At 60.6% G+C, this 20,194-nt stretch carries 18 protein-coding genes; all 18 read left to right on the top strand.

What is annotated here, in order from left to right; translation table 11 throughout:
* The 18 genes from AC1MHZ_RS03345 to AC1MHZ_RS03260 all read left to right on the top strand — a co-directional run bounded on the left by AC1MHZ_RS03345 (window position 1) and on the right by AC1MHZ_RS03260 (window position 20,150).
* A complete protein-coding gene (locus tag AC1MHZ_RS03345; RefSeq protein ID WP_084855259.1) occupies window positions 1-792 on the top strand; it encodes a ParA family protein in 792 nt (263 codons plus the stop codon).
* A gap of 9 nt (window positions 793-801) precedes the next feature.
* Window positions 802-1,674, top strand: coding sequence for a ParB/RepB/Spo0J family partition protein (locus AC1MHZ_RS03340; RefSeq protein WP_084855260.1), 873 nt, complete (start codon window positions 802-804; stop codon window positions 1,672-1,674).
* A gap of 148 nt (window positions 1,675-1,822) precedes the next feature.
* Window positions 1,823-2,230, top strand: coding sequence for a F0F1 ATP synthase subunit I (locus AC1MHZ_RS03335; protein ID WP_084855261.1), 408 nt, complete (start codon window positions 1,823-1,825; stop codon window positions 2,228-2,230).
* 16 nt (window positions 2,231-2,246) lie between these two features.
* Window positions 2,247-3,116, top strand: coding sequence for a F0F1 ATP synthase subunit A (gene atpB, locus AC1MHZ_RS03330; RefSeq protein WP_023383137.1), 870 nt, complete (start codon window positions 2,247-2,249; stop codon window positions 3,114-3,116).
* A gap of 143 nt (window positions 3,117-3,259) precedes the next feature.
* Window positions 3,260-3,517, top strand: coding sequence for a F0F1 ATP synthase subunit C (atpE, locus tag AC1MHZ_RS03325; RefSeq protein ID WP_003097235.1), 258 nt, complete (start codon window positions 3,260-3,262; stop codon window positions 3,515-3,517).
* 57 nt (window positions 3,518-3,574) lie between these two features.
* Complete coding sequence (locus tag AC1MHZ_RS03320) at window positions 3,575-4,045, top strand: F0F1 ATP synthase subunit B (protein ID WP_023383136.1); 471 nt, start codon at window positions 3,575-3,577, stop codon at window positions 4,043-4,045.
* 12 nt (window positions 4,046-4,057) lie between these two features.
* Window positions 4,058-4,594 (top strand): F0F1 ATP synthase subunit delta, encoded by a 537-nt coding sequence (locus tag AC1MHZ_RS03315; protein WP_043214190.1) that lies wholly within the window; start codon window positions 4,058-4,060, stop codon window positions 4,592-4,594.
* A gap of 21 nt (window positions 4,595-4,615) precedes the next feature.
* Window positions 4,616-6,160, top strand: a complete 1,545-nt coding sequence (gene atpA, locus AC1MHZ_RS03310) for a F0F1 ATP synthase subunit alpha (RefSeq protein WP_084855262.1) — start codon at window positions 4,616-4,618, stop codon at window positions 6,158-6,160.
* Between the two features lie 48 nt (window positions 6,161-6,208).
* The gene (atpG, locus tag AC1MHZ_RS03305; RefSeq protein ID WP_084855263.1) at window positions 6,209-7,069 is read left to right on the top strand and encodes a F0F1 ATP synthase subunit gamma; all 861 of its coding nucleotides are present in this window, start codon (window positions 6,209-6,211) and stop codon (window positions 7,067-7,069) included.
* Between the two features lie 27 nt (window positions 7,070-7,096).
* Window positions 7,097-8,473: a F0F1 ATP synthase subunit beta gene (gene atpD, locus AC1MHZ_RS03300; protein WP_023383132.1), complete on the top strand. Its 1,377-nt coding sequence runs from the start codon at window positions 7,097-7,099 to the stop codon at window positions 8,471-8,473.
* Between the two features lie 44 nt (window positions 8,474-8,517).
* On the top strand, window positions 8,518-8,943 hold the full coding sequence (locus AC1MHZ_RS03295) for a F0F1 ATP synthase subunit epsilon (protein WP_084855264.1): 426 nt from the start codon (window positions 8,518-8,520) through the stop codon (window positions 8,941-8,943).
* 113 nt (window positions 8,944-9,056) lie between these two features.
* Window positions 9,057-10,424 (top strand): bifunctional UDP-N-acetylglucosamine diphosphorylase/glucosamine-1-phosphate N-acetyltransferase GlmU, encoded by a 1,368-nt coding sequence (gene glmU, locus AC1MHZ_RS03290; protein WP_368828722.1) that lies wholly within the window; start codon window positions 9,057-9,059, stop codon window positions 10,422-10,424.
* 175 nt (window positions 10,425-10,599) lie between these two features.
* Entirely contained in the window at window positions 10,600-11,376 is a 777-nt protein-coding gene (locus AC1MHZ_RS03285; RefSeq protein ID WP_084855266.1) for a DeoR/GlpR family DNA-binding transcription regulator, read from the top strand.
* Window positions 11,377-11,378: 2 nt separating this feature from the next.
* A complete protein-coding gene (gene glmS, locus AC1MHZ_RS03280; RefSeq protein WP_324816325.1) occupies window positions 11,379-13,214 on the top strand; it encodes a glutamine--fructose-6-phosphate transaminase (isomerizing) in 1,836 nt (611 codons plus the stop codon).
* A gap of 714 nt (window positions 13,215-13,928) precedes the next feature.
* Complete coding sequence (locus AC1MHZ_RS03275; RefSeq protein ID WP_482966006.1) at window positions 13,929-15,182, top strand: TolC family protein; 1,254 nt, start codon at window positions 13,929-13,931, stop codon at window positions 15,180-15,182.
* Window positions 15,179-16,642, top strand: coding sequence for an efflux RND transporter periplasmic adaptor subunit (locus AC1MHZ_RS03270; RefSeq protein ID WP_084855270.1), 1,464 nt, complete (start codon window positions 15,179-15,181; stop codon window positions 16,640-16,642). The genes AC1MHZ_RS03275 and AC1MHZ_RS03270 overlap by 4 nt, the downstream gene beginning before the upstream one ends.
* Window positions 16,639-19,797, top strand: coding sequence for an efflux RND transporter permease subunit (locus AC1MHZ_RS03265; RefSeq protein ID WP_084855271.1), 3,159 nt, complete (start codon window positions 16,639-16,641; stop codon window positions 19,795-19,797). Before AC1MHZ_RS03270 ends, AC1MHZ_RS03265 begins: the two co-directional genes overlap by 4 nt.
* Window positions 19,794-20,150: a copper-binding protein gene (locus tag AC1MHZ_RS03260; RefSeq protein ID WP_084855272.1), complete on the top strand. Its 357-nt coding sequence runs from the start codon at window positions 19,794-19,796 to the stop codon at window positions 20,148-20,150. The genes AC1MHZ_RS03265 and AC1MHZ_RS03260 overlap by 4 nt, the downstream gene beginning before the upstream one ends.
* Window positions 20,151-20,194 lie beyond the last annotated feature (44 nt).

Here is a 20,194-nt window from a genome sequence, read left to right as displayed (position 1 = left end):
ATGGCTAAGGTATTCGCAATCGCGAACCAGAAGGGTGGTGTGGGCAAGACCACCACCTGTATCAATCTCGCCGCATCGCTGGCCGCGACCAAGCGCCGCGTGCTGCTGATCGACCTCGATCCGCAGGGCAACGCCACCATGGGCAGCGGTGTGGACAAGCACGAGCTCGAGCATTCGGTCTATGACCTGCTGATCGGGGAGTGCGACCTGGCCCAGGCGATGCATTTCTCCGAGCATGGCGGTTTCCAGCTGTTGCCGGCCAACCGCGACCTGACTGCCGCGGAAGTGGTACTGCTCGAGATGCAGATGAAGGAGAGCCGCCTGCGCAATGCGTTGGCGCCGATTCGCGACAACTACGATTTCATTCTCATCGACTGCCCGCCTTCGCTGTCGATGCTGACCCTCAATGCCCTGGTCGCCTCCGATGGCGTGATCATCCCGATGCAGTGCGAGTACTACGCACTGGAAGGTCTCAGCGACCTTGTGGATAACATCAAGCGTATCGCTGCCCGCCTGAACCCGGAGCTGAAGATCGAGGGCTTGTTGCGGACCATGTACGACCCGCGCCTGAGTCTGAACAACGACGTTTCGGCCCAGCTCAAGGAACATTTCGGCAGCCAGCTGTACGACACGGTCATCCCGCGCAACATCCGCCTGGCCGAGGCGCCGAGTTTCGGCATGCCGGCCCTGGCCTACGACAAACAATCGCGTGGCGCGCTGGCCTACCTGGCCCTGGCCGGGGAACTGGTTCGCCGTCAACGCCGTCAATCACGCACTGCACAAACAACTTAAGGAATCCGCATGGCCGTTAAGAAACGGGGTCTCGGACGTGGGTTGGATGCACTGCTCAGTGGTCCCTCCGTCAGCACGCTCGAAGAGCAGGCTGTGAAGGTCGACCAGAAGGAACTGCAACACCTGCCGGTCGAGCTGATCCAGCGTGGCAAGTACCAGCCACGCCGTGACATGGACCCCGAAGCGCTGGAAGAACTGGCGCACTCCATTCGCAACCAGGGCGTGATGCAACCGATCGTGGTCCGCCCGATCGGCGAGAACCGCTACGAGATCATCGCCGGTGAACGCCGTTGGCGTGCCACCCAGCAGGCTGGCCTGGACACCATCCCGGCCATGGTCCGCGAGGTGCCCGACGAAGCGGCCATCGCCATGGCGCTGATCGAAAACATCCAGCGCGAGGACCTCAACCCTCTGGAAGAGGCCCTGGCGTTGCAGCGCCTGCAGCAGGAGTTCGAGCTGACCCAGCAACAGGTCGCCGATGCCGTGGGCAAGTCGCGGGTCACCGTGGCCAACCTGCTGCGGCTGATCTCGCTGCCCGAGGCGATCAAGACCATGCTCGCCCATGGCGACCTGGAGATGGGCCACGCCCGTGCACTGCTTGGGCTGGAGGAAGATCGCCAGGAAGAGGGGGCGCGGCATGTTGTCGCACGTGGCCTGACCGTACGCCAAACCGAAGCGCTGGTACGCCAGTGGCTCAACGGCAAATCTGATCCGGTCGAACAGGCCAAACCTGATCCGGATATCGCGCGCCTCGAACAGCGTCTGGCAGAGCGCCTGGGCTCGGCCGTGCAGATACGCCATGGCAACAAGGGCAAGGGCCAACTTGTAATTCGCTACAACTCCCTCGATGAGCTGCAAGGCGTGCTTGCTCACATCCGCTGAAACAATTCCCGTTGTAGCGCGCAGTCGGAAATCACTACGAAGAGTTGAATAGGGGTTAAACCACCCCTATACTCTGCGCGCATTTTGTCGGCACAAATTATGCCAAGTCATTGCTGACTTGACGGTCGACTTTCGAGGAGCAGTTGTGATGGAAATCCGCACGCCAAACCGCTTGCCTTTCCATCGCTGGGCGGTTTTTCCGGTGCTGCTGGCTCAATGTATCGTGTTTCTGCTGGCAACTCTGGTGTTGTGGCAGTGGCAAGGCGCGGTCAGCGGTTATTCAGGCCTCTGCGGAGGGTTGATCGCCTGGCTGCCCAATGTGTATTTCGCCTGGAAGGCATTTCGCTATAGCGGGGCCAGGGCAGCGCAGGCCATCGTCAAGTCGTTCTACGCGGGCGAGGCAGGCAAATTGATTTTGACGGCAGTGCTTTTTGCACTGACCTTCGCAGGAGTGAAGCCATTGGCGCCGTTAGCAGTATTCGGCGTCTTCCTGCTGACCCTACTGGTCAGCTGGTTCGCGCCCCTGCTGATGAATAAAAGACTTTCGAGACCTTAGGGCGTTTGAGGCAACCATGGCAGCAGAAACCGCTTCGGGCTATATCCAGCACCACTTGCAGAACCTGACCTACGGTCAACTACCAGACGGCAGCTGGGGCTTCGCCCATTCGGCTGCAGAAGCCAAGGCAATGGGCTTCTGGGCGTTCCACCTGGACACCCTGGGTTGGTCCGTCGCGCTGGGTCTGATCTTCCTGTTCATCTTCCGCATGGCGGCCAAGAAGGCGACTTCCGGCCAGCCTGGCGGCCTGCAGAACTTCGTCGAAGTGCTGGTGGACTTCGTCAACGGCAGCGTGAAGGACTCCTTCCACGGCCGCAGCCCGGTGATCGCCCCGCTGGCGCTGACCATCTTCGTCTGGGTATTCCTGATGAACGCCATCGACCTGGTACCGGTCGACTGGATTCCTCAGCTGGCCATCCTGATCTCCGGCGACCCGCACATCCCGTTCCGTGCCGTATCGACCACCGACCCGAACGCGACCCTGGCCATGGCCTTCTGCGTGTTCGCGCTGATCATCTTCTACAGCATCAAGGTCAAGGGCCTGGGCGGCTTCATCGGTGAGCTGACCCTGCACCCGTTCGGCAGCAAGAACATCTTCGTGCAGATCCTGCTGATCCCGGTGAACTTCCTGCTGGAATTCGTCACCCTGATCGCCAAGCCGATCTCCCTGGCACTGCGTCTGTTCGGCAACATGTACGCCGGCGAGCTGGTGTTCATCCTGATCGCCGTGATGTTCGGCGCCGGCATCCTGTGGCTCAGCGGCCTGGGTGTGGTGCTGCAGTGGGCGTGGGCTGTGTTCCACATCCTGATCATCACCCTGCAAGCCTTCATCTTCATGATGCTTACCATCGTCTACTTGTCGATGGCTCACGAAGATAACCATTAAGACCGCCTCGCGTGTCTGATAGCCTTCCCCGCCTGTTTGGGGGGAAGGCCAAAAACGTCCGCAAGGGCAGCTGTACCAAACGATTTGTTTTACCGCTTCAAACTAAAAACCTAACCAATACGACGTAAAAGTCGGGAGGAAAGATGGAAACTGTAGTTGGTCTGACCGCTATCGCTGTTGCTCTGCTGATCGGCCTGGGTGCTCTGGGTACCGCCATTGGTTTCGGCCTGCTGGGCGGCAAGTTCCTGGAAGGCGCTGCTCGTCAGCCTGAGATGGTTCCGATGCTGCAGGTCAAGATGTTCATCGTCGCCGGTCTGCTCGACGCCGTAACCATGATCGGTGTTGGTATCGCTCTGTTCTTCACCTTCGCGAACCCCTTCGTTGGTCAGATCGCCGGCTAATCACTCGTTCCCACGAGTTGATTGGTGTGATGGACAAAGACCGAGCGAGGTGTTGGCGTGAACATTAATGCAACCCTGATTGGCCAATCCGTTGCTTTCCTGATTTTTGTGCTCTTCTGCATGAAGTACGTATGGCCTCCGGTCATCACTGCCCTGCAAGAGCGCCAAAAGAAGATTGCCGACGGCTTGGACGCTGCCAACCGCGCAGCTCGCGACCTGGAGCTGGCCCAAGAGAAAGCGGGTCAGCAACTGCGTGAAGCAAAGGCACAGGCAGCCGAAATCATTGAGCAAAGCAAGAAACGCGCTGCTCAGCTTGTCGAGGAAGCCCGTGAACAGGCTCGCGTCGAAGCTGACCGTGTGAAGGCTCAGGCTCAAGCCGAGATCGAACAGGAACTCAACAGCGTCAAAGACGCCCTGCGTGCCCAAGTGGGTGCCCTGGCCGTTGGCGGTGCTGAAAAGATCCTTGGCGCCACAATCGATCAAAACGCGCATGCGGAGCTGGTTAACAAACTGGCCGCTGAAATTTAAGCGAGGGCGATCATGGCAGAACTGACCACGTTGGCCCGACCTTACGCTAAGGCTGCCTTTGAGCATGCCCAGGCCCATCAGCAACTGGCCAATTGGTCAGCCATGCTCGGCCTGGCTGCTGCGGTGTCGGAAGACGACACCATGCAGCGCCTGCTCAAGGCCCCGCGACTGACAAGCGCAGAAAAGGCCGCCGCATTCATTGAAGTCTGCGGTGACAAGTTCGATGCACAGGCACAGAATTTCATTCATGTTGCCGCGGAAAACGACCGTCTCCTGCTTCTGCCGGAGATTGCGGCTCTGTTCGACCTGTACAAGGCCGAGCAAGAGAAGTCCGTGGACGTGGAAGTCACCAGTGCTTTTGCGTTGAACCAAGAACAGCAAGACAAACTCGCCAAGGTTCTCAGTGCACGGCTCAGCCGGGAAGTGCGCCTGCACGCGTCGGAGGATGCCAGCCTGATCGGCGGCGTCGTCATCCGCGCCGGCGACCTGGTAATCGATGGCTCGGTTCGCGGCAAGATCGCGAAACTGGCCGAAGCATTGAAATCTTGAGTTTGAAGGGGCAGCAGAGCAATGCAGCAACTCAATCCTTCCGAAATTAGTGAAATCATCAAGGGTCGCATCGAGAAGCTCGATGTCGGCTCCCAAGCCCGTAACGAAGGTACCGTCGTAAGCGTTTCCGACGGTATCGTGCGGATCCACGGTCTGGCCGACGTCATGTACGGCGAAATGATCGAGTTCCCGGGCGGCGTATACGGTATGGCACTGAACCTGGAGCAAGACTCCGTAGGTGCGGTGGTACTGGGTGCGTACACCTCCCTCGCCGAGGGCATGAGCGCCAAGTGCACCGGTCGCATCCTCGAAGTGCCGGTCGGCAAGGGCCTGCTGGGCCGCGTTGTTGACGCGCTGGGCAACCCGATCGATGGTAAAGGTCCTCTGACCACCACCGAAACCGACGCGGTCGAAAAGGTCGCTCCGGGCGTTATCTGGCGTAAGTCGGTAGACCAGCCTGTACAGACCGGCTACAAGTCGGTCGACGCCATGATCCCGGTTGGCCGTGGCCAGCGCGAGCTGATCATCGGTGACCGTCAGATCGGTAAGACCGCCATGGCGGTCGACGCGATCATCAACCAGAAAGACAGCGGCATCTTCTGCGTCTACGTGGCCGTCGGCCAGAAGCAGTCGACCATCGCCAACGTCGTTCGCAAGCTGGAAGAAGCCGGCGCCCTGGCCAACACCATCGTTGTTGCCGCCAGCGCCTCGGAATCCGCCGCACTGCAGTTCCTGGCTCCGTACGCCGGCTGCACCATGGGCGAATACTTCCGTGACCGCGGTGAAGACGCACTGATCGTTTACGATGACCTGTCCAAGCAGGCCGTTGCCTACCGTCAGATCTCCCTGCTGCTGCGCCGTCCTCCAGGACGTGAAGCTTATCCAGGCGACGTGTTCTATCTCCACTCCCGTCTGCTGGAGCGTGCATCGCGCGTTTCCGAAGAGTACGTCGAGAAGTTCACCAACGGTGCCGTAACTGGCAAGACCGGTTCCCTGACCGCTCTGCCGATCATCGAAACCCAGGCTGGCGACGTTTCCGCGTTCGTTCCGACCAACGTGATCTCGATCACCGACGGTCAGATCTTCCTGGAATCGGCCATGTTCAACTCGGGCATCCGCCCTGCAGTGAACGCCGGTGTTTCGGTATCCCGCGTAGGTGGTGCCGCTCAGACCAAGATCATCAAGAAGCTGTCCGGTGGTATCCGTACCGCTCTGGCTCAGTACCGTGAACTGGCGGCATTCGCCCAGTTCGCTTCTGACTTGGACGAGGCTACCCGCAAGCAGCTGGAGCATGGTCAGCGCGTTACCGAGCTGATGAAGCAGAAGCAGTACGCTCCGATGTCCATCGCGGACATGGCGCTGTCGCTGTACGCCGCTGAGCGTGGCTTCCTGACCGACGTAGAAGTCTCCAAGGTCGGTAGCTTCGAGCAAGCACTGATCGCCTACTTCCACCGTGATCACGCCGAACTGATGGCGAAGATCAACGTGAAGGGTGACTTCAACGACGAAATCGACGCTGGTATCAAAGCCGGTATCGAGAAGTTCAAGGCCACCCAGACCTGGTAAGCCGCAGCGGGGGCCCTGGCCCCCGCTTGCTAACCTGATAGGTGATACATGGCAGGCGCAAAAGAGATTCGCAGTAAGATTGCGAGCATCAAAAGCACGCAAAAAATTACCAGCGCCATGGAGAAAGTGGCGGTCAGCAAGATGCGCAAGGCTCAACTGCGCATGGCTGCTAGCCGTCCTTACGCGGAGCGTATCCGCCAGGTGATCGGTCATCTGGCCAACGCCAACCCGGAATACCGCCACCCGTTCATGATCGAGCGCCCTGTAAAGCGTGCCGGTTATATCGTGGTGAGCAGTGACCGTGGTCTGTGCGGTGGCTTGAACACCAACCTGTTCAAGGCCCTGGTCAAGGACATGAACGAAAACCGCGAACAGGGCGTGGAAATCGACCTGTGCGTGATCGGCAGCAAGGGTGCGGCTTTCTTCCGCAACTTTGGCGGCAACGTCGTAGCCGCGATCAGCCACTTGGGCGAAGAGCCATCGATCAACGATCTGATCGGCTCCGTCAAGGTGATGCTGGACGCCTACCTGGACGGCCGTATCGATCGCCTTTCGGTGGTTTCGAACAAGTTCATCAACACCATGACCCAAAAGCCGACGGTCGAGCAATTGGTACCGTTGGTGGCAACCCCGGATCAGGAACTCAAGCATCACTGGGACTACCTGTACGAACCCGACGCAAAAGAGCTGCTGGACGGCTTGATGGTGCGTTACGTGGAGTCGCAGGTGTACCAGGCGGTGGTCGAGAACAACGCTGCTGAACAAGCGGCCCGGATGATCGCCATGAAGAACGCCACAGACAACGCCGGTGACCTGATCAGCGAACTCCAGCTGATCTACAACAAGGCGCGTCAGGCTGCGATCACCCAGGAGATCTCGGAAATCGTCGGCGGCGCTGCCGCGGTTTAACGGTTCAAATATTCAGAGGATCCAGCTATGAGTAGCGGACGTATCGTTCAAATCATCGGCGCCGTCATCGACGTGGAATTCCCACGTGACGTCGTGCCGAGTGTTTACAACGCGCTGAAAGTACAAGGCGCGGAAACCACCCTGGAAGTTCAGCAGCAGCTGGGCGACGGCGTGGTTCGTACCATTGCGATGGGCTCCACCGAAGGCCTGAAGCGCGGTCTGGATGTCGTCGACACCGGCGCTGCCATTTCCGTTCCGGTTGGTAAGGCCACTCTGGGCCGTATCATGGACGTTCTGGGCAACCCGATCGACGAAGCTGGCCCGATCGGCGAAGAAGAGCGTCGTGGCATCCACCAGAAAGCCCCTTCGTTCGCTGACCAGGCAGGCGGCAACGACCTGCTGGAAACCGGCATCAAGGTTATCGACCTGGTCTGCCCGTTCGCCAAGGGTGGTAAGGTTGGTCTGTTCGGTGGCGCCGGCGTCGGCAAGACCGTGAACATGATGGAACTGATCCGTAACATCGCCATCGAGCACAGCGGTTACTCCGTGTTCGCCGGTGTGGGTGAGCGTACTCGTGAGGGTAACGACTTCTACCACGAGATGAAGGACTCCAACGTTCTCGACAAGGTAGCGCTGGTCTACGGTCAGATGAACGAGCCACCAGGAAACCGTCTGCGCGTAGCGCTGACCGGCCTGACCATGGCTGAGAAGTTCCGTGACGAAGGTAACGACGTTCTGCTGTTCGTCGACAACATCTATCGTTACACCCTGGCCGGTACCGAAGTATCCGCACTGCTGGGCCGTATGCCTTCGGCAGTAGGTTACCAGCCGACCCTGGCCGAAGAGATGGGCGTTCTGCAAGAGCGTATTACTTCGACCAAAGAAGGTTCGATCACCTCGATCCAGGCCGTTTACGTTCCTGCGGACGACTTGACCGACCCATCGCCTGCCACCACCTTCGCCCACCTGGACGCCACCGTCGTTCTGTCCCGTGACATCGCCTCCCTGGGTATCTACCCAGCGGTCGATCCACTGGACTCGACTTCGCGCCAGCTGGACCCGAACGTGATCGGCAACGAGCACTACGAAACTGCCCGTCAGGTCCAGTATGTTCTGCAGCGCTACAAAGAGCTGAAGGACATCATCGCGATCCTGGGTATGGACGAACTGTCCGAAGCCGACAAGCAACTGGTAGCCCGTGCTCGTAAGATCCAGCGCTTCCTGTCGCAGCCGTTCTTCGTGGCCGAAGTCTTCACCGGTTCGCCAGGCAAGTACGTTTCCCTGAAAGACACCATCGCTGGCTTCAGCGGCATCCTCAAAGGTGACTACGACCACCTGCCAGAACAAGCGTTCTACATGGTCGGCAGCATCGACGAAGCGATCGAGAAAGCCAAGAAACTGTAATCCCGGCGCCCCGCAAGGGGCGCTAATCAGGTTGAGGCAAGCAGATGGCTATGACAGTCCATTGCGATATCGTCAGCGCGGAAGGAGAAATCTTCTCCGGTCTGGTCGAGATGGTGGTTGCGCACGGCAACCTGGGCGATCTGGGTATCGCTCCAGGCCACGCGCCGCTGATCACCAATCTGAAGCCAGGTCCGATCACGCTGACCAAGCAGGGTGGCGATCGCGAGGTGTTCTACATCTCCGGTGGTTTCCTGGAAGTGCAGCCGAACATGGTCAAGGTACTCGCCGACACCGTGCAGCGTGCAGCCGACCTGGACGAAGCCTCCGCTCAGGAAGCCGTCAAGGCTGCTGAGAAGGCCCTGCATGAGAAAGGCGCGGATTTCGACTACAGTGCCGCATCCGCACGTCTGGCCGAGGCCGCAGCCCAGCTGCGTACCGTCCAGCAGATCCGCAAGAAGTTCGGCGGCTGATACCGCAGGCTTCATGCAGATTGAGAAAAAGGGTAGCCATCGGCTACCCTTTTTCTTTTTTAATCCCCATTACACGGTCATGCCACTGACCGCCCAGGATTGGTAGCCAGTCAATGTCTCTCGATATCGTTATTCTCGCCGCCGGCCAAGGCACCCGCATGCGCTCGGCGTTGCCCAAGGTACTGCACCCGGTCGCCGGCAACTCCATGCTGGGCCATGTTATCCACAGCGCTCGCCAGCTGCAGCCCAAGGGTATCCATGTGGTCATCGGCCATGGGGCGGAACAGGTACGCGAGCGCCTGGCTGCAGACGATCTGAACTTCGTCATGCAGGACAAACAATTGGGTACCGGCCATGCTGTGGCCCAGGCGCTGCCGGCGATTACCGCAGACACCGTGCTGGTGCTCTACGGTGATGTACCGCTGATCGAGGTAGAAACCCTGCAGCGCTTGCTGGCCAAGGTCAGCGACAGCCAATTGGGCTTGTTGACCGTCAACCTCGAGGACCCGACGGGTTACGGCCGTATCGTTCGCGATGAGCAGGGCCAGGTAGCGGCGATCGTCGAGCACAAGGATGCCAGCGAGGCGCAAAGGGCGATCAAGGAAGGCAACACTGGCATCCTCGCCATGCCGGCGGCGCGCCTGGCTGACTGGATGGGGCGCCTGTCCAACAACAATGCCCAGGGCGAGTACTACCTCACCGACGTGATCGCGATGGCCGTGGCCGATGGCCTGGTGGTCGCCACCGAGCAGCCCCATGACCCGATGGAAGTGCAGGGCGCCAACGACCGTCGCCAGCTGTCCGAACTGGAACGGCACTATCAACTGCGCGAAGGCCGTCGCCTGATGGCCCAGGGCGTGACCTTGCGTGACCCGTCGCGCTTCGATGTGCGGGGTGAAGTGACCGTTGGGCGCGATGTGTTGATCGATATCAACGTGATCCTCGAAGGCAAGGTGGTGATCGAGGACGACGTCCAGATCGGCCCGAACTGCGTCATCAAGAACAGCACCCTGCGCAAGGGTGCGATCATCAAGGCCAACAGCCACCTTGAAGGCGCTGTGATGGGTGAGGGCAGCGATGCCGGCCCATTCGCCCGGTTGCGCCCTGGCAGCGTGCTGGAGGCCAAGGCCCATGTGGGTAACTTTGTCGAACTGAAGAACGCCCACCTGGGCGAGGGCGCCAAGGCTGGTCATCTGACTTATCTGGGCGACGCTGAGGTCGGCGCGCGCACCAACATCGGCGCAGGCACCATTACCTGCAACTACGATGGCGCCAACAAGTTCAAGACCGTGATGGGCGACGACGTGTTCATCGGTTCGAACAATTCGCTGGTCGCGCCTGTGGAAATACAGGCCGGCGCCACCACGGCTGCCGGTTCGACCATCACCCAGGCCGTTGAAGCCGGTCAGTTGGCAGTCGGCCGGGCACGGCAGCGCAACATCGACGGCTGGAAGCGACCGGAGAAAATCAAGAAGGACTGATTTATCCACAATCGGTTATGCACAGGCCGGCTTATGTGAATAAGCCGGCTTTTTTGTACCTGTGCATACAGCTTGTGGGTGTGGGTTACCCACGAAGAACACAACGGCTTGACGAAATGTCTGTCTTAGGTTTTGATTGCAACCATTATCTTTCGAATCGAAACTTAAGCCCGAAATGTCGAAACGAAACACCCCCCAGCGGCGACACAACATCCTGGCTTTGCTCAACGAGCAGGGCGAGGTGAGCGTGGACGCCTTGGCCAAGCGTTTCGAAACCTCAGAGGTGACCATCCGCAAGGACCTGGCCGCGCTCGAAGCCAACGGCCTGCTGCTACGCCGCTATGGCGGCGCCATCCCCGTCCCCCAGGAGATGTTGGTGGAAACAGTGCAGCCGGTGTCGAGCCACAAGCAGGCGATCGCCAAGGCAGCGGTAGGGCGCATCCGCGAACACGCGCGCATCATCATCGACAGCGGCAGCACCACGGCCGCCATGATTCCCCAACTGGGCCGCCAGCCCGGCCTGGTGGTGATGACCAACTCCCTGAACGTCGCCCGCGCCATCAGCGAACTCGAGCACGAACCGGTGCTGCTGATGACCGGCGGCACCTGGGATCCCCATTCCGAATCCTTCCAGGGCCAGGTCGCCGAGCAGGTACTACGCTCTTACGACTTCGACCAACTGTTCATCGGTGCCGACGGCATCGACCTGGCCCGTGGTACCACCACCTTCAACGAGTTGCTCGGCCTGAGCCGGGTGATGGCAGAGGTGGCCCGGGAAGTGATCGTCATGGTCGAGTCGGACAAGGTAGGGCGCAAGATTCCCAACCTCGAGCTGCCCTGGGGCAGCATCAACACCCTCATTACAGACGATCGCCTGCCGATGGAGGCACGCGAACAGATTCAAGCCCGCGGCATCAACCTGATCTGCGCCGCGATCAGCCAGGAGCAATAATCATGTGTGGAATCGTCGGGGCCGTAGCCGAACGTAATATCACCGCCATCCTCATTGAAGGCCTCAAGCGCCTTGAATACCGTGGATATGACAGCGCTGGCCTGGCGGTCTTCACCCAGGCCGGTGAGCTCGAACGCCGTCGTCGCATTGGCAAGGTCAGCGAACTGGAGGCCGCCGTGGCAGCCGAGCCACTGGCCGGCCAGTTGGGCATCGCCCACACCCGTTGGGCCACTCACGGTGCGCCAAGCGAAACCAACGCCCACCCGCACTTCTCCAGCGATGATGTGGCGGTGGTGCACAACGGCATCATCGAGAACCACGAAGCCCTGCGTGAAGAGCTCAAGGACCTGGGTTATGTCTTCGCTTCGCAAACCGACACCGAAGTCATCGTCCACCTGATCCACCATACCCTCAAGACCGTCCCCGACCTCACCGACGCCCTCAAGGCCGCCGTCAAGCGCCTGCATGGCGCCTACGGCCTAGCGCTGATCAGCAAGCAGCAGCCGGACCGCCTGGTCGCCGCGCGCAGCGGCAGCCCGCTGGTGATCGGCTTGGGCCTGGGCGAAAACTTCCTGGCGTCCGATCAGCTGGCGTTGCGCCAGGTCACCGACCGCTTCATGTACCTCGAGGAAGGCGACATCGCCGAGATCCGCCGTGACCAGGTGAGCATCTGGGACCAAGCCGGGCACAAGGTGCAGCGCGAGGCCGTGCAGTACCACGAAGGCGCCGAAGCAGCCGACAAAGGCGCCTATCGCCACTTCATGCTCAAGGAGATCCACGAGCAGCCGAACGTGGTCCAACGCACCCTGGAAGGCCGTCTGGGCAAGGACCATGTCATGGTCCAGGCCTTCGGCCCACAGGCTGCCGAGCTGTTCGCCAAGGTGCGTAACGTGCAGATCGTCGCCTGCGGCACCAGCTATCACGCCGGCATGGTCGCCCGTTACTGGCTGGAAGAACTGGCCGGCATTCCTTGCCAGGTGGAAGTGGCCAGCGAATTCCGCTACCGCAAGGTGGTGGTGCAGCCGGACACTCTGTTCGTCTCCATCTCCCAGTCCGGCGAAACCGCCGACACCCTGGCGGCGCTGCGCAACGCCAAGGAGCTGGGCTTCCTGGGCAGCCTTGCCATCTGCAACGTGGGTATCAGTTCGCTGGTGCGCGAATCCGACCTGACCCTGCTGACCCTGGCGGGCCCTGAAATTGGCGTGGCCTCGACCAAAGCCTTCACCACTCAGCTGGTTTCGCTGATGTTGCTGACCCTGGCCTTGGGCCAGGTGCGCGGTACCCTGCAAGCCGGGGTCGAGGCCGAACTGGTGGAAGAACTGCGCCGCCTGCCGACCCGCCTGGGCGAAGCCCTGGCGATGGACGGCATCGTCGAGAAAACCGCCGAACTGTTCGCCGACAAGCACCACACCCTGTTCCTCGGCCGTGGCGCCCAGTACCCGGTGGCCATGGAAGGTGCGCTCAAGCTCAAGGAGATCTCCTACATCCACGCCGAATCCTATCCGGCCGGCGAGCTCAAGCACGGCCCGTTGGCCCTGGTGGACAGCGATATGCCGGTGGTCACCGTGGCGCCGAACAACGAACTGCTGGAGAAGCTCAAGTCCAACCTGCAGGAGGTGCGTGCCCGTGGTGGCGAGCTGGTGGTGTTCGCCGACGAACAGGCCGGCATGACCAACGGCGAAGGCACCCATGTGATCAAGGTGCCGCACATCATCGACGCGCTGGCGCCGATCCTGTACACCATCCCGTTGCAGCTGCTGTCGTACTACGTGGCGGTGCTCAAGGGCACTGACGTCGACCAGCCGCGTAACCTGGCGAAATCGGTGACGGTGGAGTAAGGCGGTTTCATATTCATGGGGCTGGATTGAGACAATAACGTCTGTCACTGAACAACAAGAACTGTCACAGCAGCCACGGGAGCCCTCAGGGGCTCCCTGTCCCCCTATTTGCGTATCCTGTGCTTCTGCAAATTCAACCAGATGATTCGCTTAGCTCTTTGTCTGATCCCAGCTGAAGAGGCCCACCCTGGCGCAGAGCGCTTAGGCTCGATCGGATCTGCCTCGACCCAGTGTTAATGCTGTTCTAACCAAATTCACCTACACTCGCTCACATGACTCGCATGCTGAGACTACTCACCGTCCTGATGCTCATTTTGGCGCTTCCCCTCAACGGGATGGCGGGGGTCGAGTCGTCCATCGAGCCTTGCCCGATGGAGGCCATTGGCATGGATATGATGGCGGGTATGGACCATGACTGCTGTCAGGACCAGGAGCTGGAGACGTCCAAACCACACGCATCCAAAGCGTGCAAGGTCGGCCAGGAATGTAGAACGGCGAGCGCACTGCAAGTCAGTCTTCTGGAGCCCGCGCTAACTTTTTCCACGCCACGACCAGCAGATACCTACGCCGTTAGCCTGGTAACACGGGCGCCCCCTGATCATTGGCGTCCTCCCCGCACCTGATTTCTTCGTAAACCTCACACACCATTGTTCTGCCCGGGCGGGTGGATGATGGCATGCGCGTGTGCGCTGGTTTTTTCGAGGAATCATGTTCATGACTCCCCTCCATTTCCATCCAGGACGAACGCTAACGGTCGCCCTGGTAAGCCTGCTGCCGACGCTATCGGGGCAGGCAGCTCCGCTTTCGCTGGACGATGCGCTGCAACTGGCCGAGCGAAATGCCCCCTCATTGCAAGCACGTCAGGAGCAGGTATCGGCGGCCCGCAGCGCGGTCGTTCCAGCGGGTGAACTGCCCGACCCGCGGCTTAATCTCGGGGTGCAGAACCTACCGGTAGACGGCAGTGATCGCTGGAGTACCAGCCGGGACTTCATGACCATGCAAACGGTCGGTCTTTCCCAGGACGTGCCTAACCGTGACAAACGCAAGGCGCGGGTTGAGACAGCCAGAGCTGCAGTTGAGCGAGCTGATGCCCAAGCAGTCTTCGAGCGACAGAAAGTCCGCGCGGCGACGGCGTTGGCATGGATCTCGGCCTATACAGTGCAACGGAAGCTGGAGCAGTTCGACGCGTTATATAAAGAAAATCGCCTGTTAGCTTCAGCTGTGAAGGCTCGATTGGCCGCAGGAGGAGGAGCGGCAGCCGATGCGCTTGCACCGAACCAGGAGGCAGCGCAGCTGGACGAACGTAGAGACTTGCTGCTGAGCCAGGCAGCCCAGGCGCGGGCTGCCCTTAAACGCTGGATTGGACAGGACGGGGATGTGCAAGCACCGGCATTTCCTCAATGGACAGTGAATGCTTCTGAGTACCTTCATGCGCTCCATGCCCATCCGGAACTGGCAACTTACGGAGCCATGACACGGGAAGCGCAAGCCCAGGTACAGCAGGCACTGGCCGAGAAAAAGACGGACTGGGGGTGGCAGGTGGATTATCAGCGCCGTGGGCCGGACTTCAGCAACATGGTGAGTGTGCAATTCAGTTTCCAGTTGCCGTTGTTCGCAGGTTCGCGACAGGACCCGATGATCGCCGCGCGGCGAGCGCAAGTGCGCCAGTTGGAGGATGAGCAGGATGCAGCCCTACGTGAACATACCGCGCAGCTGGAAGCGGACCTGGCGGAGTATCAGCGCCTGCAGCGAGCGGTGGTGCGCAGTCGCGAAACGCTGCTGCCGTTAGCCGAAGAGCGTGTGCGCTTGGCGCTGTCCGATTATCGGGCCGGCAAATCGGCGTTGAGTGAAGTGCTCGCCGCACGGCGTCAGCGGCTGGAAGCACGGTTACAGGAAATTGACTTGCAAGGGCAGTTGGCCGCGACAGCAGCGCGGTTGCACTTCGCATATGGAGAGGTGCAAGCATGAAAAACACGTCTGTCGGCCTGGCAGTGGTAGTCGCACTGGCCGTCGGTGGCGGTGCGGGCTATTGGTTGGCGCAACGGGGCCAGGGCACCACGACTCCGACCGTAGGAGAGCAGAAGGTTCTCTACTGGTATGACCCGATGTATCCACAGCAGCACTTTTCTGCGCCGGGCAAGTCGCCGTTCATGGATATGCCGCTGGTGGCGAAATACGCTGATAGTGCTGCGGACGACGCCGTGCCTGCTGTGCAGATCGCACCGGGCATACAGCAGAACCTTGGTGTACGGTTGGCAACAGTCACTCCAGGTCGGCTCGAGCGTACGCTGCAGGTCAGTGGTGTGTTGGCCTTCGATGAACGCGACTTCAGCGTGCTGCAGGCGCGCACTGCAGGATTCGTCGAACGTACCTATGGGCGAGCCACAGGTGATGTCGTGCCCAAAGGGGCCCCACTGGCGGATGTGCTGGCACCGGAATGGGCAGGCCTACAGGAAGAATTTCTGGCGCTGTACCGCTCGGGTGATAGGCAGCTGCAGGCCGCAGCCCATCAGCGCCTGTTGTTGGCAGGGATGCCTGCCGAACTGATTGACCGGGTATCACGAAGTGGCAAGGTGCAGAGCCTGGTGACGCTGGTTGCGCCTAGCGCTGGTGTGATCCAAGCGCTGGATCTGCGTCCTGGCATGACCGTGACACCAGGCGCGACCCTGGCACGGATCAATGGTGTGGCCAATGTCTGGCTTGAGGCTGCCGTACCCGAGGCGCAGGCACAAGGCTTGCGCGAGGGGCAGACAGTGCAGGCATACCTGGCGGCCTATCCCGGTCAAGCGGTGCCGGGCAAGCTGACGGCGGTGTTGGCTGACGCCGATGTGCAGAGCCGTACTCTGCGCTTACGCATCGAGCTTCCCAATACCGATGGGCGGCTGCGTCCAGGTATGACTGCGCAAGTCGCCTTGTACCTGGCCGGGCAAACCGATGACAGTCTGTTGCTGCCTGCCGAGGCCGTGATCCACACCGGCAAACGTGATCTGGTAATGCTTGCCGAAGATCAAGGCCGCTTTCGTCCGGTGGAAGTGGTGCTAGGCCAGGAGAGCGGTGGCCAGGTTGTTGTGCTGCAAGGGCTGCAGGCAGGTCAGCGGGTGGTAGCGTCCGGTCAGTTCCTGATCGATTCCGAAGCCAGTCTCAAAGGCATCGAAGCCGCGACTGCGCCGGATACCCCGCCTGTTCCGGCCCCGCCGGCATTGCATGAGGCAGATGGGCGTATCGTGCAGATCGAAGGCAATCGGTTGACCATAGCCCATGGTCCCTTCCTCACACTGGGCATGCCTGGAATGACCATGACTTTCCCGGTGGTCGATCCGGCTCTGGTTGGCGGATTGAAAGTGGGTCAGCGCATCCGCTTCGGTATTCGCGAGCGCGACGAGGGCATGGTGATCGAGCAGATCAACGCGCTGGAGAGCCAGCCATGATCGCGAAACTGATTCTCTGGTCGGTGGCCAATCGCATCCTGGTGCTGCTTGCCACGCTGTTTCTGGTGGCCTGGGGCATATTCTCGCTGCGCAGCCTGCCGATCGACGCTTTGCCTGACTTGTCGGACGTGCAGGTGATCATCCGCACCTCCTACCCCGGACAGGCGCCACAGATCGTCGAAAACCAGGTGACCTATCCGCTGACCACTACCATGCTCTCGGTGCCTGGCGCCAAGACCGTCCGCGGCTTTTCCGCCTTTGGTGACAGCTTCGTCTATGTGCTGTTCGAGGACGGTACCGACCTGTATTGGGCGCGGTCCCGGGTCCTTGAGTACCTAAGCCAGGTGCAGTCGCGTCTGCCAGTGTCGGCCAAGCCGGTGCTCGGGCCGGACGCCACTGGGGTGGGCTGGATCTATCAGTACGCGCTGGTCGACCGCACGGGCGGCCATGACCTGGCGCAACTGCGTAGCCTGCAGGACTGGTTCCTGCGCTTCGAGCTCAAGACCCTGCCGGATGTCGCCGAAGTTGCGAGCATTGGTGGCATGGTGAGGCAGTACCAAGTGGTACTTGATCCGTTGCGTATGGCCAGTCGAGGTATCACCCAAGGTGAGGTAACGGACGCAATTGCCAAGGCCAACCAGGAGACCGGTGGTGGCGTGCTTGAACAGGGCGAAGCGGAGTTCATGGTACGTGCGTCGGGCTACCTGCAGTCGCTGAACGATTTCCGCGCCATTCCCCTGCGCCTGGCCGCTAAGGGTGTACCGGTGACACTTGGGGATGTAGCTACAGTGCAGCTTGGCCCTGAAGCTCGTCGTGGTATCGGCGAACTGGATGGCCAGGGCGAGGCCGTGGGTGGGGTTGTGATCCTGCGCAGTGGCAAGAATGCACAAGAGGCCATTGTCCACATCAAGGACAAGCTGGCGACGCTCGAAAAGAGCTTGCCCGCGGGAGTGGATATTGTCACCACCTATGATCGGAGCCAGCTGATCGAGCGTGCTGTGGACAACCTCAGCGACAAGCTGCTCGAGGAATTCATCGTGGTTGCGCTGGTATGCGCGGCCTTCCTCTGGCACCTGCGGTCATCGCTGGTGGCGATCGTCTCGTTGCCGGTGGGGGTATTGATCGCGCTGATCGTCATGCGGCATCAGGGAATCAACGCCAACATCATGTCGCTCGGTGGGATCGCCATCGCCATCGGGGCAATGGTCGATGCAGCCGTGGTGATGATCGAAAACGCACACAAGCGTGTCGAGGCCTGGCATGCACGCAACCCTGGGGTGCCGCTGCGGGGTGAGCAGCATTGGAAAGTCATGACGCAAGCCGCCGTCGAGGTGGGACCAGCGTTGTTCTTCAGCCTGATGATCATCACCTTGTCGTTCGTACCGGTATTTACCTTGCAGGCCCAGGAGGGACGACTGTTCGCACCCTTGGCATTTACCAAGACCTATGCCATGGCTGCTGCAGCAGGGCTGGCGGTGACCTTGGTGCCCGTGCTGATGGGCTACTGGATTCGTGGCCCACTGCCGGCAGAGGCGCGCAACCCGCTCAACCGTGGACTGATCCGTTTGTACCGCCCGGCACTGGAGGTGGTGCTGCGCCGCCCCTGGATGACGTTGATTGGCGCGCTGGCAATCTTGTCCAGCAGCCTGTGGCCGTTCAGTCAGTTGGGTGGGGAGTTCCTCCCACCGCTGGATGAGGGGGACTTGCTGTACATGCCTTCGGCCCTACCGGGCCTGTCTGCACAAAAGGCCGCGCAGTTGCTACACCGCACCGACCGTTTGATCCGAACCGTGCCCGAGGTCGCCAGTGTGTTCGGCAAGGCTGGCCGGGCTGAATCAGCGACCGACCCGGCGCCGTTGGAGATGTTCGAGACCATTGTGCGGCTCAAGCCGAAGGATCAGTGGCGTCCAGGCATGACCACCGACAAATTGATCGAGGTGCTTGACCGTACAGTGCGGGTACCAGGCCTGACCAATATCTGGATTCCACCGATCCGCAACCGTATCGACATGCTGGCCACCGGTATCAAGAGCCCGATCGGCGTGAAAGTCGCTGGCAGTGACCTGGCGCAAATCGACCGCGTAACCCTGGCCATCGAGCGAGCTGCCAAAACCGTGCCCGGTGTGACGTCTGCACTTGCCGAACGTTTGACCGGAGGGCGCTACATCGATCTCGATATCGACCGCCAGGCCGCAGCGCGTTATGGCCTGAACATCGCCGATGTGCAGGCCATCGTTGCAGGTGCCATTGGCGGCGAGACCATCGGCGAGACGGTCGAGGGGCTGGCTCGTTACCCAATCAGCGTGCGCTACCCCCGGGAGTGGCGCGATTCGGTCGATGCCTTGCGCCAATTGCCGATCTACACGGCGCAAGGCGGGCAGATAACCCTCGGTACCGTGGCGCGCGTGCGCATCGCCGATGGCCCTCCGATGCTCAAGAGCGAGAACGCGCGCCCCTCGGGCTGGGTGTACATCGACGTACGTGGTCGTGATCTGTCGTCTGTGGTTACCGACCTACGCCGAATGGTGGATCGCGAAGTGAAGCTCGACCCGGGCATGAGCCTGAGCTACTCCGGCCAGTTCGAATACCTGGAGCGCGCCAATGCCCGCCTGGCATGGGTGGTACCGGCGACCTTGGCGATCATTTTCGTTCTGCTCTATCTGACCTTCGGTCGTCTCGGCGAAGCGCTGCTGATCATGGGCACCTTGCCTTTCGCTCTCACCGGCGGCGTGTGGTTGTTGTACCTGATGGGCTTCAACCTGTCGGTGGCCACCGGCGTTGGCTTCATCGCCTTGGCCGGAGTCGCTGCGGAGTTTGGCGTGATTATGCTGATCTATCTGAACAATGCTTGGGCTGAACGCCAGGCAAATGGCGAGTACACACCTTTGGCGCTGCTAGAGGCGATCCGCGAGGGAGCGGTACAGCGTATCCGCCCCAAGGCGATGACCGTTGCGGTGATCGTCGCGGGGCTTTTACCGATTCTATGGAGTGACGGTACCGGCAGCGAAGTGATGAGCCGCATCGCTGTGCCAATGGTGGGCGGCATGCTGACGGCCCCCTTGCTCTCTTTGTTCGTTATTCCCGCGGCGTACTGGCTGATCCGACGCCGAAATCTCGCAATAACCCATGATCCCAAACCAGGAGAAACCCGATGAAAAACGTCTACCTCAGCGCTGCGCTGCTATTTGCTTTCGCGGCTGGCGCGCAGGCCCAGAACGGTATGGCCGGCATGGATATGAAGGACATGCCGATGGACGGGATGGATAAGAAGGCCACCCAGGCGGCGCCTGTGGCTCACGCAGAGGGAACGATCAAGGCCATCGATACCGAGCGAGGCACAGTCACCTTGGCACATGGGCCGGTGGCGGCATTGAAATGGCCGGCGATGACCATGGGGTTCAAAGCCTCCGCGCAGCAGCTTGAAGGGTTAGGAGTTGGAGACAAGGTTGGCTTCGACTTCCGCATGGAGGGTAATGCCGTGACGATCGTAGACATCCGCAAGCAGTAACTTCTGCATCAATGGCAGGTTAACGCGACGCGATGGCAGCTCCG

Source organism: Pseudomonas sp. FA-1 (assembly GCF_056856075.1).
The sequence above is the reverse complement of the archived record's forward strand: the minus strand, read 5'-3'. Positions and strand labels throughout refer to the sequence as shown.

Excerpts from the sequence above, each read along its gene's own strand:
- AC1MHZ_RS03345 (WP_084855259.1), top strand. The coding sequence starts at position 1 with ATGGCTAAGGTATTCGCAATCGCGAACCAGAAGGGTGGTGTGGGCAAG.
- AC1MHZ_RS03340 (WP_084855260.1), top strand. The coding sequence starts at position 802 with ATGGCCGTTAAGAAACGGGGTCTCGGACGTGGGTTGGATGCACTGCTC.
- AC1MHZ_RS03335 (WP_084855261.1), top strand. The coding sequence starts at position 1,823 with ATGGAAATCCGCACGCCAAACCGCTTGCCTTTCCATCGCTGGGCGGTT.
- atpB (WP_023383137.1), top strand. The coding sequence starts at position 2,247 with ATGGCAGCAGAAACCGCTTCGGGCTATATCCAGCACCACTTGCAGAAC.
- atpE (WP_003097235.1), top strand. The coding sequence starts at position 3,260 with ATGGAAACTGTAGTTGGTCTGACCGCTATCGCTGTTGCTCTGCTGATC.
- AC1MHZ_RS03315 (WP_043214190.1), top strand. The coding sequence starts at position 4,058 with ATGGCAGAACTGACCACGTTGGCCCGACCTTACGCTAAGGCTGCCTTT.
- atpA (WP_084855262.1), top strand. The coding sequence starts at position 4,616 with ATGCAGCAACTCAATCCTTCCGAAATTAGTGAAATCATCAAGGGTCGC.
- atpG (WP_084855263.1), top strand. The coding sequence starts at position 6,209 with ATGGCAGGCGCAAAAGAGATTCGCAGTAAGATTGCGAGCATCAAAAGC.
- atpD (WP_023383132.1), top strand. The coding sequence starts at position 7,097 with ATGAGTAGCGGACGTATCGTTCAAATCATCGGCGCCGTCATCGACGTG.
- AC1MHZ_RS03295 (WP_084855264.1), top strand. The coding sequence starts at position 8,518 with ATGGCTATGACAGTCCATTGCGATATCGTCAGCGCGGAAGGAGAAATC.
- glmU (WP_368828722.1), top strand. The coding sequence starts at position 9,057 with ATGTCTCTCGATATCGTTATTCTCGCCGCCGGCCAAGGCACCCGCATG.
- AC1MHZ_RS03285 (WP_084855266.1), top strand. The coding sequence starts at position 10,600 with ATGTCGAAACGAAACACCCCCCAGCGGCGACACAACATCCTGGCTTTG.
- glmS (WP_324816325.1), top strand. The coding sequence starts at position 11,379 with ATGTGTGGAATCGTCGGGGCCGTAGCCGAACGTAATATCACCGCCATC.
- AC1MHZ_RS03275 (WP_482966006.1), top strand. The coding sequence starts at position 13,929 with ATGACTCCCCTCCATTTCCATCCAGGACGAACGCTAACGGTCGCCCTG.
- AC1MHZ_RS03270 (WP_084855270.1), top strand. The coding sequence starts at position 15,179 with ATGAAAAACACGTCTGTCGGCCTGGCAGTGGTAGTCGCACTGGCCGTC.
- AC1MHZ_RS03265 (WP_084855271.1), top strand. The coding sequence starts at position 16,639 with ATGATCGCGAAACTGATTCTCTGGTCGGTGGCCAATCGCATCCTGGTG.
- AC1MHZ_RS03260 (WP_084855272.1), top strand. The coding sequence starts at position 19,794 with ATGAAAAACGTCTACCTCAGCGCTGCGCTGCTATTTGCTTTCGCGGCT.